Raw genomic sequence first — 15712 nt, 5'->3', positions numbered from 1 at the left:
GTCCGTGCACAACTTCGGATGCTTTGACCCCAACCCCCTGTGAAACCCCGATCAATGGGTGGAGTGGGCGAAACCTCCGAAGTTGTGCGGATGGGGCGGGGGGAACGAGGGCTGCAGGCGTGTCCGCAGGTTCGGGCGTCTCCGGGCTCGCCGGGTCCTGGTGGCGCGCGGTGTGGCGAGCAGCATCCGCCCTCTCCTTTTCGTCTCGACGAGCCCGTCCGTGCACAACTTCGGATGCTTTGACCTCAGCCCCCTGAGAAACCCCGATCGGCGGGTGGCGTGGGCGAAACCTCCGAAGTTGTGCGGATGGGGCGGGCGGAACGAAGGCTGCAGGCGTGCCCGCAGGTTGGGGCGTCTACGGGCTCGCCGGGTCCTGGTGGCGCGCGGTGGCGAACAGCATCCGCGCGTCTCCTTCCCGTCGCGACGAGCCCGTCCGTGCACAACTTCGGATGCTTTGACCTCAGCCCCCTGAGAAACCCGGATCGGCGGGTGGCGCGGGCGAAACCTCCGAAGTTGTGCCCGTGAAGGGGGTCGAGGGAAAGGGGGAAGGGGGCAATTCAGGGCAGCCGCGAACGGTCTAAGACAGACTGGAGCCATGGTTGACTCCCCAGACACCCTCCTCTCCCTGAGCTACACGAGTGCGGCAGTACCGCCGTTCGGCAGCGAAGCCCTCAAGGAAGTGCTGCCGCCGTGGCAGGAGATCAACGCCCGCGCGCAGCTCACGGGCCTGCTGCTCTACAGCCGCGGCCGCTTCCTGCAGACGCTCGAAGGTCCGGCCGATTCGGTGCGGCAGATGATGTCGACCATCGCCGCCGACCCGCGCCACGACGACGTGCGGATCGTCGTGGAAGAACAGATCGACCGCCGACGATTCCCCGACTGGGCCATGGAGTTCCAGCCCCTGACCGAGACGATCGCCAACTCCATCCCGGGGTACCGCACGTTCTTCACCGACGTCGACACCTCGAACGACGACCCGGCGCAGCTCGCGGGGGCGCTGCAGGAGATGATGCGCTGGTATCGCGCTCGCGCGACCCAGTCGTGGTGATCAGTCCAAGGTCGACTCGAGGCTGACGCGGTTCTTGCCGGAGTCCTTCGACAGGTACATCGCCCCGTCGGCGCGAATCAGCATCTGGTCGGGCGTCGGGCGTGCATTGACGGCGGGGTCGTAGACAGCGAGCCCGATGCTGACCGAGACGTTCACGGGCGCGGCGGCCGTGGGAATGTCGTCGCGACTGCGCTCGCGGATGCGCTCGGCGATCGCGACAGCCTCGTCGGCGCCGGCATTCGCGCAGATCACGATGAACTCATCGCCGCCGATGCGGCCCACGATGTCTTCCACCCGCACCGAGGCGCGCAGGCGGTGAGCGAGCGTGCGCAGCACTTCGTCGCCCGCCGCGTGGCCGAGCGTGTCGTTCACGGCCTTGAATTCGTCGAGGTCGAGGAAGACGAGCGCCAGCGGTTGCGCGCTCTCTTCGGCCGAGCGAAGGGCGTCGCGCAGGCTCTCCTCGACCGACTGACGGTTCGGCACCCCGGTGAGCGGGTCGAAGTGCGCGAGGTGCTCGAGCTTGCGTTGCAGCCGCACGCGCGTCAGGGTCTGCGACGCCTGACGGCCGAGTGCCCGCTGCAATTCATGGAACTCGTCGTCGAAGTCGCGGGCGCGGCCGAAGAAGCACACCAGAACTCCGAGACGCCGACCGTCGCTGAGCAACGGCGTCACGCTCATCGCCTCGAACCGGGCGTCGCGCAGCCCCTCGGCCAGCTCGGGGAAATCCGTCTGCACGTCGGGAATCGACAGCACGACCTCCCGTGCGGTCTGTCGGAGGGAGTCGATCGGCGGAACCACACCCCACAACGGGTTCACACCGGCGGCGAGCTGCAGCGTGCCCTCCTCGTCGAAGAGCAGAACGGATGCTTCGGCCGCAGCGAACGCGTCCTTCGCGGCGGTGACGAACGAGTGCGCCACCTCGTGGTCGTTCGCGCTGGTGTCGAACGCCCCGGAGACGTTCTGCAGGATCCGCACCCGCGCTTCGGAGTGCTCGGCCTTGCGCCGGGCACGCACGAGTTCTCTCTCGTACGCGATGCGGTCGGCGGCATGGAAGACGGCGGTGCGCACGATGGGGTGACCCTCGGCATCGTGATCGAGCACCGAGTTGATGAAGACGGGCACGGCCTCGCCGTCGGCACGGGTCAGCGACAGCGCCACTTCGCTGACCCGCCCCTCGATGTGCAGCACCTGCGTGTGCCGGGTCTCGTAGAAGAGGCGGCTGCTGGGCTCGAGAAGCGAGGGGAACGACATGCCCTCGAGGTCGGTGTGCGAGCGCCCCAGCCAGCGGCCGAGGGTCTCGTTCGCCTCGACGACCACGCCGCCGGGCGTGGTGGCGATGAGTCCGCACGGGGCGCGGTGATAGCGGTGGTCGAGGTCGACGGCGTCAGAGGAGTCCACGGCGGATCGCCTCCCCGAGCTCGTCGGCGGCGGAGAGGATCGGCAGGTGTCCGGTGGCCGCGAGGACGGTCAGCCGGCTGCCGGCGATGGCCTCGTGCACATACCGGCCGACCTCGATCGGCGCGATGACGTCCTCGCTGCTCTGGATGACGTGCGTGGGCACGTTGACCGCCGACAGGTCGCGCCGGTTGTCGGAGAGGAAGGTCACACGGGCGAACTGCCGCGCGATGGTCGGGTCGACGCGACAGAAGCTCTCGACCAGCTCGGCGCCGAGCTCGGGACGTTCAGGGACGCCCATGATGACCGGAGCGAAAGCAGCCGACCAGCCCAGGTAGTTCGCATCCAGCGAGTCGAGCAGCCCCTCGATGTCGTCGCGGCCGAACCCGCCGCGGTAGGCGCCGTCATCGATGTAGCGCGGCGATGGGCCCATGAGCACGAGCTGGCGGAAGCGCTGCGGCTCGCGGTTGGCCGCCAGCACACCGATCATCGCGCTGACGGAGTGCCCGACGAAGATGACGTCGTCGAGGCTCAGTGCATCGAGCAGGTCGAGCACGTCGTCGGTGTAGCCGTGCAGCGAGTCGTACTTGCCGGCGTCGTAGGCGGTGAGGTCGGAGCCACCCGCGCCGACGTGGTCGAAGCGTACGACGCGGTGGTCGTTTTCGAACTGCGGAGCGACGAGTCGCCACGCCTCCTGGCTGCACCCGAACCCGTGCGCGAACATCATGGTGGGGCCATCAGGATCACCGGTGACGACGACGTTGTTGCGTCGCAGAAGTTCGCTCGCGCGCGCCGGTTCCACTCATGCCCCCAAGATCACCAGGCGGGATGACTGGCGCTCTCAGGATGGTAGTCCAAACGACGGACGTTGCCCCGGTTTATGGACGCGGTCCAAACGGGAGCGGTCAGGCGTCAGATGTCGCCGTAGTCGACGTGCTCGGAGGATTCGGCTTCGTCGCCGCCGCCGACATCGATGCGGGTCCAGGTGACGGGCATGCCGGGGGAGAAGAGGATGTCGATGCCGGGGCCTCCGCGCAGCGGAGGGATGTTCACGTACCCGCCTCCGGAGCGGATCGCCTGGAGGATCTTCTCGCGAAGCTCTGTCACCGGGTCGGGCAGGAAGTAATCGTGGCCGTCGACCGTCAGGCGGTTCACGCTGGGCATTCGCTCTCCTCGTACATCGCATCCCGCGCAGTCGCACGACGCACGCACGTCGAACGGCCCGGGATCCTTGATTCGCTCGCCATTGTGGCATGAGCGCCTCGCAGCAATCTCGGCTTGACACACGCGCCCGCGCGCACCGGTCGGCGCTCCCGGCCGCCGCCGGGTCACCCGCGTGAAAGGGTGGAGTGTGCCTCCCACCCTGCTCGAACACGTGCCACCTGGCGCCGACGCGGATGCGGCGTACACGGGCTTCGTCGAGTGGGTGACCGAGCGGGGGCTCGCCCTGTATCCCGCACAGGACGAGGCCGTGATCGAACTGGTCTCCGGAGCGAATGTCGTCCTGTCCACACCGACGGGGACGGGAAAGTCCCTCGTCGCGGTGGCCGCCCATGCCGCCTGCCTCGCGCGCGGCGGCCGCACCTACTACACCGCGCCCATCAAGGCCCTGGTGAGCGAGAAGTTCTTCGCTCTGGTCGAGATCTTCGGCGCTGAGAACGTCGGCATGGTCACGGGGGATTCCTCGGTCAACCCCGACGCCCCCTTGATCTGCTGCACCGCCGAGATCCTGGCGAACCTTGCATTGCGCCAGGGTCCGACAGCATCCGTCGACCAGGTCGTGATGGACGAGTTCCACTACTACGGCGACCCTGACCGTGGGTGGGCCTGGCAGGTTCCGCTGCTGCTGTTGCCGCGCGCGCAGTTCCTGCTCATGTCGGCGACGCTCGGCGATGTCACCGAGCTGGCGGCCGACCTGTCGCGACGCACCGGCCGCTCTACCGCGCTCGTGACCGGTGTGGAGCGCCCCGTGCCGCTGCACTTCTCCTACGCCCGCACTCCCGTGCACGAGACCGTGCAGGAGCTTCTGGACACCCGGCAGGCCCCCGTCTACATCGTGCACTTCTCGCAGGCCGCCGCGATGGAGCGGGCCCAGGCGCTCTCGAGCATCAAGGTCGTCTCCCGCGAGCAGCGCGACGAGATCGCCGAAGCGATCGGCGGCTTCCGGTTCAACACGGCATTCGGGCGGATGCTGTCGCGCTACGTGCGTGCCGGCATCGGCGTGCATCACGCCGGCATGCTGCCGCGCTACCGACGCCTCGTCGAGACGCTCGCGCAGCGGGGCCTGTTGCGCGTCATCTGCGGCACCGACACCCTCGGCGTCGGCATCAACGTGCCCATCCGCAGCGTGCTCATCACCGCCCTCACCAAGTACGACGGCCAGCGCATGCGGCAGCTGAGCGCCCGGGAATTCCACCAGATCGCGGGGCGCGCCGGGCGTGCCGGCTACGACACCGCGGGAACCGTGGTGGTGATGGCGCCCGAGCATGAGATCGAGAACGCGGCCGCCATCATCAAGGCCGGGGACGATCCGAAGAAGCAGCGCAAGATCGTGCGCAAGAAGGCGCCCCAGGGCTTCGTGAACTGGGGAGAGGCGAGCTACGAGCGGCTCGTCGCTGCCGAACCCGAACCTCTCGTGGCGCAGATGCAACTCACCGCCGCGATGCTCATCAACGTGATCGCCCGCGGGGGAGACGTCTTCGCGAACGTCCGCTCCCTCGTCTTCGACAACCACGAACCCCGAGCACGTCAATACGAACTGGCACGCCGCGCGATCGCCATCTTCCGCACCCTCCTGACCGCCGGTGTGGTCGAGGTCGTGGCGGATCCGTCGGCGCCGGACGGCCGCAGCATCCGTCTCACCGTCGACCTGCAGCCCAACTTCGCGCTGAACCAGCCGCTCTCGCCGTTCGCGCTCGCCGCGATCGAACTGCTCGACCCCGAGGATGCGTCGAAAGGAACCGGCGAGGCGACCGCCGGCACCGGGCACTACGCGCTCGATGTCGTCAGCGTCATCGAGGCGACGCTCGACGACCCGCGGCCGGTGCTTTCGCAGCAGCAGTTCCTCGCTCGGGGCGAAGCGGTCGCGGCCATGAAGCGCGAGGGGATCGAGTACGACGAGCGCATGGAGCTGCTCGAGCAGATCACGTGGCCCAAGCCCCTCGAAGAGCTGCTGGCTCAGGCGTATGAGGTCTTCGCGTCGAGTCAGCCGTGGATCCGCGACTTCGAGCTCTCGCCCAAGTCGGTCGTGCGCGACATGTACGAACGGGCTCTGTCGTTCGGCGAGCTCATCTCGCTGTACCAGCTCGCCCGCAGCGAGGGCCTCGTGCTGCGCTACCTGAGCGACGCCTACCGGGCGATCCGCCAGACCGTGCCGTCCGAGGCGCAGACCTCCGATCTGCTCGACCTCGTCGCGTGGCTGGGCGAGCTTGTGCGCCAGGTCGACTCGAGCCTGGTCGACGAGTGGGAGGCGATGATCGACCCGCTGCGCCAGGCCGAGGTCGCCCGAGCCGACGTCGTGCCTCCGGCGCCCCCGTCGGTGCTCACCAATCGCCGAGCGTTCGGGGTGCTCGTGCGCAACGAGCTGTTCCGCCGCGTGCGCCTCGCCGCGCTGCAGCGCGACGACGAGCTCGAGGTGCTCGACCCGGAGGTCGACTGGCCCGCCGCTCTGGACGCCTATTTCGACGAGCACGACGAGATCCTCACGGGCGGCCCGGCGCGGTCGGCCGCGCTCGTGGTGATCGACGAGACCGACGCGGCAGCATCCGGTGTCTGGAAGGTCGAGCAGATCATCGACGACCCCGCCGGCGATCACGACTGGCGCATCCGAGGCGAAGTCGATCTTGCCGCGTCCGAGGAGTCGGGCAGCGCGGTGCTGCGCGTCACCGAGGTTCTGCGTCTCTGAGGCGCTCTGCGCACGCCCCCGTTCACCCGCCTGTCGTTCTGCGTCTCTAGAATCGCGGTGTAGCAATCGGCCGTTTCCGGCCGCTCGACGCTGCCGATAGGAGTCCTGGAATGAAGATGGCCATGGTAGGTCTCGGACGTATGGGCGGCAACATCGTTCGCCGGTTGATGAACGACGGTCACGAGGCCGTCGTGTACGACGTCAACGCCGACGCCGTCAACACGCTCGCCGCCGAGGGCGCGACGGGGGTTCCGAACTACGCCGACCTGGCTGCGAACCTCGAGTCCCCTCGCGTTGTCTGGCTCATGATCCCCGCGAGCCTCACCGGCAAAGCGGTCGAGGAGGTCGCGTCCCACCTCGAGGCCGGCGACATCATCATCGACGGCGGCAACTCGAACTACCGCGACGACGTGCGCCGCGCCGCGGCCCTCAAGGACAAGGGCATCCACTACGTGGACGTCGGCACCAGCGGCGGCGTCTTCGGCCTCGACCGGGGCTACTGCCTCATGGTCGGCGGCCCCGACGAAGCCGTGGCCCATATCGAGCCCATCCTGCGCACCATCGCCCCGGGCGTGGGCGACATCCCCCGCACCCCCGGACGCACGGGCGATCCCGCTCCCGAGGAACAGGGCTGGCTGCACTGCGGCCCGTCGGGTGCCGGCCACTTCGTGAAGATGGTGCACAACGGCATCGAGTACGGCATGATGGCCGCGCTCGCCGAAGGCTTCAACGTGCTGCACAACGCCGACGCCGGCCTGCATGAATCCGAGCACTCCGCCGAGGTCGCGCCTCTCGAAGAGGCCGAGTACTACAAGTTCGACATCGACACCCCCAAGGTCGCCGAGCTGTGGCGTCGTGGGTCGGTCATCTCGTCGTGGCTGCTCGACCTCACCGCCGCCGCCCTCGAGAGCAACCCGACGTTGAACGGTCTCGCCGGCCGCGTCTCCGACTCGGGCGAGGGACGATGGACGGTCAAGGCCGCCGTCGACATCGGGGTTCCGGTTCCGGTGCTCGCCGCTTCGTTGTTCGAGCGTTTCGCGTCGCGCGATGAAGACCGCTACGCGAACCAGATCCTCTCGGCCATGCGCCAGCAGTTCGGCGGCCACCAGGAGCTGCCCGTGGGTGACGTGCTCGAGGCGGGTGCGAGCAAGTCCGACCAGACCGACCAGCGATGACCTGGGTCAACGCCGGCTCGCTCGGCGCCGAACCCGGTCGCCGCGACGAACTCGTCGAGCACCTGGTGCGTCGTAACCCGGCACTGGCCGACGTCGGGTGCCTCATGTACGAGGTCGGCGTGAACGACGAAGAGCCCGACACGGTCTTCGTGGTGGAGGTGTGGACGGATGCTGCCGCGCATCGCGCGTCTCTGCAGCTCCCCGAGGTGCAGGCCGCCATCGCGGCCGCCCGTCCTCTGCTCTCGGGCGAATTCGGCGGCTTCCGCTTCGAAGCGGTCGGCTCTCCCCTCCGCGACTGACACGGAACGGCCCCCGACCTGAGTCGGGGGCCGTTTCGTTTGGTCAGTCCGTGCTGGGGTCGACCTGTTCGCGGGTCGGCGTCTGGAAGAGCGGGTCCGGCTTCCATTCCGGGGTGGGCGCATCATCGGGCTGCTGTCCCAGGAAGACGTCGGGCTCGGGTTCGTCGTCGGGGCCGAAGTCTTCGGGCTCGAGCGCGACGTCGTCGGTGTTGGGATCCTGGGGGTCATCGATGGGGAGGAACGGGTCTGAGGTCGACATGAGCACACCCTGCCGCAGATCGATGACGTTCGGGTGAATTCGGGCGAATTCGAGGTGCACCTCCCGCGCGCGGACCCCCCGACCGTGCCACGATCATCGCGTAACTCGCACGCAACCTTCCCCGTCTACGCTGGTGCGGTGAATGACGCGATCGTAGTACTGCCGTGGCGGCCAGCGGCCTCCCGCATCCCGGCTTTCGACCGTGTGATCGCGTGGTACGCCGAACAGCTTCCCGAGCTCGAGGTGCGCACCGTCGACACCGACGACGACCCCTTCGTGCTCGCGGCGTGCCGCAACAAGGCGATGCGGGATGCTGCCGACGACACCGTCGTGGTGGTCGGCGACGCCGACACTCTGCCCGAACCGGCGCCGCTGCGCGCCGCGATCGCGGCGGCCCGTTTCAGTGATCGCGTGCACCTGCCCTACGACGAGTACCGCTGGCTCGGACGAGAGGGATCGGCGCAGTTCGCCGCGGGAGCGGCGCTTCCCGACTGCACGTTCGAACTCGTGCTCGGCGCGTGCTCCGGCGTCTACGTCGCGACGCCGCGGACGTGGGCGGCGCACGGCGGGCAGGACGAGAACTTCCGCGGGTGGGGCTTCGAAGACGCCGCATGGTTCCTCGCGCACGAGACCCTGCTCGGCGGCCCGCCGGTGCGCCACTCCGGCCGTGTCTACGCCCTGCACCACGCGGGCGAAGTGCGTGCGGGCGCGCGCTACGAGGCGAACGCCGCGCGCATGGCGCTCTACCGCCTCGCCGCGGGCGACCCCGCCGCGATGTCTCAGCTCGTCGGCGAGGTGCCCGTCACCACGTCGTAAGCGATCTGGGGGCCGGGCTTGTGCTGCTCTGTCCGCACGATCTCGTCGAGGAGGGCGCGTCCCTCGGCCGGGAGGGCGGCCGTTGCGCGGATCGCCTCGGCCAGCGCCTCGACGCTCGCTGAGTTCGGATCGAGCGCCCGCCCGATCCCGCGCCGTTCGATCGCAGCAGCACCGGCGAACTGGTCGGTCGAGAACGGCAGCACCACGAGCGGAACACCCTGGCCGACGGCCTCGGTGACGGAGTTGTTGCCGCCGTGCGTCACCGCGACAGTGGCCGATCCCAGGAGGCGTACCTGCGGGAGGAAGGGGCGCACGAGCCAGTCGGCGGGCACCGGCCCGAGAGCGGCCGGGTCGCCCGCGCCGATCGCGAAGGCCGCTCGGAGGCCGAGCCGTCTCAGCGCTTCAGCGACGCGGCCCAGCACGTCGTCGCGCACCGACAGGAAGCTGCCGAAGCTCACGTACACGTAGGGTTCGCCGGCGCCGATCCATCGCTCGATCTCGTCGTCGACACGTTCCGCGCGTCGCGTGGAGCCGAGGAACGCATGGGGCGGCAGGGCTCGCCCGTCGCCGGCCGCGAGGGCGGCGGGGTAGTTGTAGAACACCTGGGCCCCGTGCGAGGCGAAGGCGTCGGCGATCTCGGCGGCGCCGGGGTCGAGCTCGTGTGCGGCGGTGTTCCACTGGGCGGTGAAGCGCCTCGAGACCTCGAGGCACAGCATCCGCAGTTCTTCGAGCTCACCGGGGTCGGGAGAGAACGCGGCGGGCCACGCGGGCGGGTAGCCGTAGACCTCGCCTTCGACAGGGAGCGCGCTCGGATGACCGAGCACGACGTCGGCGTACGCGATGCCCGCGGTCTGGAGGGCCAGACGGGCGCTGAACGCGAGGTGGTCGACGAGGATCGCATCGGGGCGCACACGCTCCACCACCGCGAGGGTCTCGCGGCCGCGGCCGACCGGGTCCCACATCAGATCGGTCAGACGCTCAATCGCTTGGTACGCGAGGGTGGCGACCATGCCCACCCGGGTGGCGTCGAAGAAGCCGCGGAGGGAGTCGGCCTCATCGGCTGGTTGCTCGCCGGGGCGCATCACCCCGGCGTTCGAGCCGCGCCCGAGGGTCAGCTCGACGCGGTCGAAACCGAAGTCGCGCACGATCGGGTCGGTGGCCGCACCCGTCGCGACGACGACGTGTTCGCCCCGGTCGCTCCACGCGGTCGCGAGCGTCGCGAGGGGCAGCAGGTGGGAGGCGTAGTCGGGGCTGATGACCAGCAGTGTCACGCGAGGGCTCCGGTAGCCCGCAACAGCTCCGCCTCGGAGGCGGCGACGGCCCGGTAGACGGGGCCGAGGGCGGCAGCCATCCCCTGGATGGTGAAGCGCGCCTCGACCATGTCGTGCGAGCGCTGGGACCGCTCGTCGGCATTGAAGTCGGCGAGCGACAGAGCACGGTCGGTCGCCGAGGTCAACGAGGCGGGATCCCACGTCGCGGTCAAGACGCCGGTGACGCCGTCCTCGACGTAGGTCGCAGGGCCCCCCGCGTCGGGGGCGACCACCAGCAGGCCGGTCGCCATCGCCTCGAGCAGAGCGATGCCGAACTCTTCCTTGAGGCTCGCGCACACGTACACGCCGTGCGGCGCGACCCAGCCGGGAATGCCGACGCGGACGGCCGCCAGCCAGCGGGCGGCGACGTCGTTGGGGCGGTGCCCGGCCATGAGCAGTCCGCGCGAGGCCCGCTCGGCGGGCGGGACGGCTGCGTCGATGCGCGCCAACTGCTCGCGTTCATCGAGGGAAGGGGTGGCCAGGTCTCCACCGAGGATGAGCAGGTTCGCCCGCTCGGAGAGGCCGCTGTCGGCCCAGACCTCGACGAGGGTAGCCATGCCCTTCACCCGATGCAGGCGTCCGACGGTCGCGATGATGGGGAGTCCGCGCCGGTGCTCGGGCAGTTCCTCGAGCATCGCCATCAGCTCCTCGAACCCCGCGGTGCCGGCGTCGCCGGTGGCGAACGCGGAGGCAGCGGTCACGGAGCGGTCGACGACGCCGAGATCGACGCCCTCCGCCACGATCGTGTGCCTTTCGGGGTGGGAGGCGATGTCGATACCGACGAGCTCGCGCATGTCGCGTTCGAGCTCGGGCCGCGGGAACAGCACCGTGTGGGCGGCGTTGGCGGCGAGGTTCTGCACCAGACGGGTGCGGAACCAGAAGTGCTCGCGCAGGTCGGTCGCGCCGAACGCCTCACGGGTGAGGTCGCCCGTGCGATCGAGCGACTGGATGATCGAGTGCGGGTCGGGGGCGACCGTGAAGACGACCGGGATGCCCATCTCCCGGGCGACATCGACGGCGGCGAGGCTTCCGACGTCGGCCATCCGGAGGTGCAGCACGTCGACTCGGCCCGCGGCGCGCAGCAGGCGGCGGATGCCGCGGCGAGCGGTGACGCGCAGCGGCCACGCCGCCGCGGAGGGAACCGGCTCGGGGGAGAGGGGAACGTGACCGTAAACGTGGCCGATGCCGCCGCCGATCGACAGCAGGTCGGCGGCCGCCCGGGGGACGCCCCCGCGCGAGAGGGTCAGCACGCGCTCGACGGCGGTCGTGTTGTCTCCGACGGTGTCGTCTGCCGCGGTGTCGTCTGCCACCAAGGCGTCGCCGAGGCGGACGAGCAGGGTGGCGATGCCACCGTTGTCGCCGGCACCGGCCGAAGACAGTGAGGGGTCGATGTCTGCGTGCAGGAAGAGCTGCGCGACGGTGAGCCCGCCCTCTCCGTCACGGCGGGGCTGCGGCACCACGTTCAGGTCGATGATGGCGAGACGCGCCACTTCGGCGATGCGTCCGTGTCCTTCGACCAGGGTCGCGAGCCGCTCGGCGACCCGCACCGATCCGCTGCGCTGGCCGAGGGCGGCGACCGCGGCGACCCGCACGTCTTCGTGCTCGCGGTCATCGAGGGCGAAGGCCAGCAGACACGGCTCGGCGATGGGTTGACGGACGAGCCCCAGCGTTTCGACCAGACGGGTGCGCGCGGCGGGATCGGAGACGCCGATCATCGCGGCCTCGATCGCGACGGCCAGGGTGTCGCCGATCGATCCCGACCAGTCCTCCAGGGTGCTCTGCGCGAGCATTCCCGTGAAGCCACCGGTCGTGACGAGAGAGAGCAGCGGAGCGACGGCGTCGAAACGGGGGAGGGTCTGGCCCAGCGCCCACGCGGCGTGCTCGCGCACGAACGCGCGGTCGTCGGCGAGCAGTCGGCTCAGCATCTGCGAGGCTTCTTCATCGAAGACCCCCGCCAGGGCGTGGACGGCGGCGATGACGGTGAGCTCGTCGGTGCCCGCGATGGTGCGCGCCAGAATGCGGATCGTGCGCACCCCGGGGTCTCGGCGAGCTTCGAACGCGAGATCGTCAGCGAGCCTCATGGCGTCGATGATGCGCGGAGCGGTGGTGACCGCGTCCAACGTGGTCTGGATGCCCATGTTCCTGGCTTCCTCGAAAAGATGACCGCGGTCCGCGGCTGTGTGCATGGTAACGGTTGCACCTGTCACGGAAGTAGCGTTGCAGGACACCCCCTTGACCACCACTCTGCGGAGGACCGTTTCGTATGCCCGTAATCGCCATCGGAGACATCGGCGTCATCGACGGGATGATGCACATCGGCGACGAGGCGATGTTCGAAGCCGCGCGCCTCGAGCTGGGCTCCCGCGGCGTCGAGATCGTCGGCGTCTCCTCCGTCCCGGGCGAGTCCGCGGAGCGCTACGGCATCGCCGCGGTGCCGCGGTTGGGCTTTGCCGGACTCGACCGGGATGCGGCCGCCGCTCGTACCCGCCTGCTCGTCGCCGCAGCATCCGGAACCCTCGACCTGCCCGAGAGCGACCCCGCCGCTTCCGCGCTTGCCGCCTTGCGCGCCGGCAAGGGCGTGTTCGTCGCCGGCGGGGGGAACCTCGCATCGCGCTGGCCCGTGCACATCCACGAGCGCACGACGCTCGCCGCGATGGCCCGCGCGCTCGGGCTGCCGGTCGTCGTGAGCGGGCAGACCCTGGGTCCTGATCTCGTCGAAACGGATGCTGCGGCCGTGGCCGCCATGATGACGGGTGCCGCGCGCGCGGCGGTCCGTGAATCGGCCTCGGCGGCGCTCGCCGCATCGTGGGGCGCAGAGGTGCGTTCCGGAGTGGATGACGCGTCCTTCCTCGGCTTCGATGCATCCACGGTCCTCCCGCAACCGGAGGGTCTGCTGGTGAGCGTGTCGGGCTGGTTCGATCATCGTCCGCCGGCCGCGGTCGAAGCATCCCTCGCCCGTCTGGTCGACCGTGCGGCGCAGGTCGTCGGGGGACCCGTGCGTTTTCACGCCCACTTCGGACCGCTCGACCCGGCCGCCGAACCGCGGGGGGATGCTGCGTTGCACGAGCGCATCCGCGCGCTGATGTCTTCCGCGAGCGAGGTGGTACCCACCGGCGACTCCCAGCACGCCGCCGCGCTTGCTCGCAGCTCGGCGCTGCTGATCACGAGCCGGTACCACCCGGCGGTGTTCGCCGCCCCGGCCGGAGTGCCGGTGCTCGGACTCGTCGCCGACGAGTACACGGCGATCAAACTGCGCGGAGCCTTGGGGCACTGGGGCGAGCCCGCCACGGTGACCCTGGACGAGCTCGACGGCGAGGCGCCGCTCGCCGTCGAGCGCCTCGCCGCGGGGCGCGATCGGATCGCGGCGGAGGCCAGCGCTCGTCGGCCCGCGCACCGCGCGGACTACGACGCCTGGTGGGACGACGTGGCCGAGACCTTCCGTTCCTGACGCGTCGCTCGGCCTCGGGATGACCACATAGTCCACCTTCATCGGTACTCCCTACCGGACGCCTATGCGGCGTAGTTCGGTTGCGGGACAGCGCGAGGGTCACAGCCCGCGCAGTGATCCGGCTGAAATGTCACGGGGAACGATCCTCTATCGGACACTCGGTTTGTTGCGTTTGAGGTGCCCGCTGCGGGCATCTTCACCGGGCCGGGTAAACGAGAAACCGGGCTGAGCGCCTGACGAACGACCCAGGCTCGAGGCGATCGAGAGAAGGTCGAACATTCCTCACGCTCCACGCAACGTTGGGGGCCACTGGTGACATGTCCTATATGACGGCATCATCACCAGACGGGGGAACCGAACGTGATCGACACAGACGACAGCCAAGACGACGGCCGCTTCGCAGCCATGCTGCTCGCAGCGGAACCACCCGTCACAGCCGACACCGCCCACGCACGAAAGCTAATGCGGGAGGTGGCGAAGAACGTGACCGAGGAACCCAAGACCCGCCCCCGCCGCCGTGTGGGTATCGCGGCGTCCATCATCGCGCCGTTGCTGGTGATTGGCTCCGCCACCGCCGCGTACGCTTCCACCACCGACTGGTCCTGGTATTGGGGACTATCGGAGGTTGAGCTTGACGCGGCCGCGACTGGACCGTGGCTGAGTTGGGCGGAGAACCCCGACGCCGTCGTTACCTACTCGCTGCCTGGCGGCGGCTCATGCGAGATGCGCATGGCCAACTTTGAGTTCAGCCCTCAGCCCGATGCTCCTGCCGGCGTCGAGTTCGATCCGCGCTCGGCGGACCTCGCACGCGAATTCGCCTCGAGCACGGACCTGGCCGCCCTTATGGACGTCGAGAGCGTGATCGCGGAGAACCGGTCGGACGAGAACTGGGGTCCGGTCGATGACGCGGGCGAGCTGCTGCCCTTCGGCTACGGCACCCAGAATTACGACCCGGTCGTCGAGTACCACTCCGCCGCGCAGGAAGCCATAAGCGATGTCATCGTCGCCCACCTCGCGAGTCTCGGCGTCCCGTCAAACGGTTTCGGCTGGCAATCGCAGGAAATCTGCACCGGGGTCGACGAGTGAAGCGACGCCCATCTGACGAGGCCGAGGCCCGCTACCTTGACCTCGTCGACAACGCGTCGCTTGACGTGCTGCACTATCTTCAGCGCCGCATGCCAACTGAAGCTGCGGACCTCCTCGCAGACGTGCTCCTCGTCGCCTGGCAAAAAAGGACGCAACTGCCCGACGGCGAGACAGAGTCCCGCATGTGGCTATTCGGCGTCGCCCGAAACCTTCTCCGCAACGGCGAACGAGGCGAGGTCCGCCGCTCGCGCCTAACCGCCACCCTCCGTGAGCAACTGACCGTGACGACCGCGCTGCCCGCCGACTCACACTCGGAAATGCGGGACCTAATCGAGCGTCTACCACCAGACGTTGCCGAGGTGGTCACACTCGTGCACTGGGAAGGGTTCCAACTCGCTGAAATTGCTCGACTGCAGGGAGTTCCCTCGGCGACAGTGCGAGGCCGATACCGTCGCGGCCGGGAACTCCTACTCTCGGCGATGTCTGCCGCAAATAGCTGAACGGGTCGGAATCGACCAAGCAGTGTCAGCTGCGATCCTCTAACGGTCGTTCAGTGGCGGGGGCTAAGACGGTCGAACTACAAAGAATGTGTCACCAACGAGGTCGGCGTTATCGGGCGAGAGTTGGCTCGGGGAAGATGCGAACTCGATGACTAGACCCGTTCCTGTGGTTGCCGAGACGCCCGGCCCGCCGCACGCGACGAAGTTGTCTCCGGTGTCGGCGGCAACAAAGACGATGCATTCCGCGCGGGACCCGTTTTCGTAGGCAGCCCAGTACAGGTTGCCCGCGGAGTCTTCGCCGGCATACCGGCTCGATTCTGAGTCCAGGTTCCCGCCTAACTCCGCGGGAAGTTCATCCGATGGCGTTCGCGCCCGATCGAAGATCGGAGATCTGCTCTGCATTGGTGAGTCGGGACCTGCTGTGCAGCCGACAAGCAATAGCGCCGCACTGAGTGCCAACCCGCTGAATCGG

At 69.0% G+C, this 15712-nt stretch carries 14 protein-coding genes; 8 read left to right on the top strand and 6 right to left on the bottom strand.

What is annotated here, in order from left to right; all coding sequences use genetic code 11:
* Positions 1 to 595 precede the first annotated feature (595 nt).
* The gene (locus tag ACFXP5_RS14600; protein WP_394545263.1) at positions 596 to 1048 is read left to right on the top strand and encodes a BLUF domain-containing protein; all 453 of its coding nucleotides are present in this window, start codon (positions 596 to 598) and stop codon (positions 1046 to 1048) included.
* Here the strand turns inward: ACFXP5_RS14600 and ACFXP5_RS14595 are convergent, their stop codons facing one another.
* From ACFXP5_RS14595 to ACFXP5_RS14585, 3 genes are all read right to left on the bottom strand, one after another.
* Positions 1049 to 2446 carry a sensor domain-containing diguanylate cyclase gene (locus tag ACFXP5_RS14595; protein WP_394545261.1) on the bottom strand — a complete coding sequence of 466 codons (1398 nt, stop codon included), beginning with the start codon at positions 2444 to 2446 and terminating at the stop codon, positions 1049 to 1051. It abuts the gene before it with no gap.
* Positions 2433 to 3245 carry an alpha/beta fold hydrolase gene (locus tag ACFXP5_RS14590; RefSeq protein ID WP_394545259.1) on the bottom strand — a complete coding sequence of 271 codons (813 nt, stop codon included), beginning with the start codon at positions 3243 to 3245 and terminating at the stop codon, positions 2433 to 2435. The genes ACFXP5_RS14595 and ACFXP5_RS14590 overlap by 14 nt, the downstream gene beginning before the upstream one ends.
* 110 nt (positions 3246 to 3355) lie before the next feature.
* A complete protein-coding gene (locus tag ACFXP5_RS14585) occupies positions 3356 to 3607 on the bottom strand; it encodes a hypothetical protein (protein ID WP_394529134.1) in 252 nt (83 codons plus the stop codon).
* Positions 3608 to 3794: 187 nt separating this feature from the next.
* Between ACFXP5_RS14585 and ACFXP5_RS14580 the strand changes: the two genes are divergently transcribed.
* The 3 genes from ACFXP5_RS14580 (at position 3795) to ACFXP5_RS14570 (ending at position 7821) form a co-directional block, all read left to right on the top strand.
* Complete coding sequence (locus ACFXP5_RS14580; RefSeq protein WP_394545257.1) at positions 3795 to 6347, top strand: DEAD/DEAH box helicase; 2553 nt, start codon at positions 3795 to 3797, stop codon at positions 6345 to 6347.
* Between the two features lie 110 nt (positions 6348 to 6457).
* Positions 6458 to 7522, top strand: a complete 1065-nt coding sequence (gene gnd / locus ACFXP5_RS14575) for a phosphogluconate dehydrogenase (NAD(+)-dependent, decarboxylating) (RefSeq protein ID WP_394529132.1) — start codon at positions 6458 to 6460, stop codon at positions 7520 to 7522.
* The gene (locus tag ACFXP5_RS14570; protein WP_394545255.1) at positions 7519 to 7821 is read left to right on the top strand and encodes a putative quinol monooxygenase; all 303 of its coding nucleotides are present in this window, start codon (positions 7519 to 7521) and stop codon (positions 7819 to 7821) included. The genes gnd and ACFXP5_RS14570 overlap by 4 nt, the downstream gene beginning before the upstream one ends.
* 43 nt (positions 7822 to 7864) lie before the next feature.
* Here ACFXP5_RS14570 and ACFXP5_RS14565 read toward each other — a convergent pair whose 3' ends face one another.
* A complete protein-coding gene (locus tag ACFXP5_RS14565; protein WP_394545253.1) occupies positions 7865 to 8080 on the bottom strand; it encodes a hypothetical protein in 216 nt (71 codons plus the stop codon).
* Between the two features lie 138 nt (positions 8081 to 8218).
* On the opposite strand from ACFXP5_RS14565, the gene ACFXP5_RS14560 reads away from it, so the two are divergent.
* Positions 8219 to 8896: a hypothetical protein gene (locus tag ACFXP5_RS14560; protein ID WP_394529129.1), complete on the top strand. Its 678-nt coding sequence runs from the start codon at positions 8219 to 8221 to the stop codon at positions 8894 to 8896.
* Here ACFXP5_RS14560 and ACFXP5_RS14555 read toward each other — a convergent pair.
* Positions 8860 to 10167, bottom strand: coding sequence for a nucleotide disphospho-sugar-binding domain-containing protein (locus ACFXP5_RS14555; RefSeq protein ID WP_394545251.1), 1308 nt, complete (start codon positions 10165 to 10167; stop codon positions 8860 to 8862). The two genes, ACFXP5_RS14560 and ACFXP5_RS14555, sit on opposite strands and share 37 nt — an antisense overlap.
* A complete protein-coding gene (locus ACFXP5_RS14550; RefSeq protein ID WP_394545249.1) occupies positions 10164 to 12344 on the bottom strand; it encodes a glycosyltransferase in 2181 nt (726 codons plus the stop codon). The genes ACFXP5_RS14555 and ACFXP5_RS14550 overlap by 4 nt, the downstream gene beginning before the upstream one ends.
* Before the next feature lie 125 nt (positions 12345 to 12469).
* Here ACFXP5_RS14550 and ACFXP5_RS14545 point away from each other — a divergent pair, with 125 nt between their 5' ends.
* From ACFXP5_RS14545 to ACFXP5_RS14535, 3 genes are all read left to right on the top strand, one after another.
* The gene (locus ACFXP5_RS14545; RefSeq protein WP_394545247.1) at positions 12470 to 13654 is read left to right on the top strand and encodes a polysaccharide pyruvyl transferase family protein; all 1185 of its coding nucleotides are present in this window, start codon (positions 12470 to 12472) and stop codon (positions 13652 to 13654) included.
* Between the two features lie 360 nt (positions 13655 to 14014).
* Positions 14015 to 14740 (top strand): hypothetical protein, encoded by a 726-nt coding sequence (locus tag ACFXP5_RS14540; RefSeq protein WP_394545245.1) that lies wholly within the window; start codon positions 14015 to 14017, stop codon positions 14738 to 14740.
* An 89-nt stretch (positions 14741 to 14829) separates the two neighbouring features.
* Entirely contained in the window at positions 14830 to 15240 is a 411-nt protein-coding gene (locus ACFXP5_RS14535) for an RNA polymerase sigma factor (protein WP_394545435.1), read from the top strand.
* Positions 15241 to 15712 lie beyond the last annotated feature (472 nt).

The organism is Microbacterium hanjuni, from assembly GCF_043556395.1.
Taxonomy (GTDB): Bacteria; Actinomycetota; Actinomycetes; order Actinomycetales; family Microbacteriaceae; genus Microbacterium.
The sequence above is the reverse complement of the archived record's forward strand: the minus strand, read 5'-3'. Positions and strand labels throughout refer to the sequence as shown.

Bases quoted from the DNA above. Each gene is read 5' to 3' on its own strand.
- ACFXP5_RS14600 (WP_394545263.1), top strand. From the start codon at position 596: ATGGTTGACTCCCCAGACACCCTCCTCTCCCTGAGCTACACGAGTGCG.
- ACFXP5_RS14585 (WP_394529134.1), bottom strand. From the start codon at position 3,607: ATGCCCAGCGTGAACCGCCTGACGGTCGACGGCCACGATTACTTCCTG.
- gnd (WP_394529132.1), top strand. From the start codon at position 6,458: ATGAAGATGGCCATGGTAGGTCTCGGACGTATGGGCGGCAACATCGTT.
- ACFXP5_RS14570 (WP_394545255.1), top strand. From the start codon at position 7,519: ATGACCTGGGTCAACGCCGGCTCGCTCGGCGCCGAACCCGGTCGCCGC.
- ACFXP5_RS14565 (WP_394545253.1), bottom strand. From the start codon at position 8,080: ATGTCGACCTCAGACCCGTTCCTCCCCATCGATGACCCCCAGGATCCC.
- ACFXP5_RS14550 (WP_394545249.1), bottom strand. From the start codon at position 12,344: ATGGGCATCCAGACCACGTTGGACGCGGTCACCACCGCTCCGCGCATC.
- ACFXP5_RS14545 (WP_394545247.1), top strand. From the start codon at position 12,470: ATGCCCGTAATCGCCATCGGAGACATCGGCGTCATCGACGGGATGATG.
- ACFXP5_RS14535 (WP_394545435.1), top strand. From the start codon at position 14,830: ATGCCAACTGAAGCTGCGGACCTCCTCGCAGACGTGCTCCTCGTCGCC.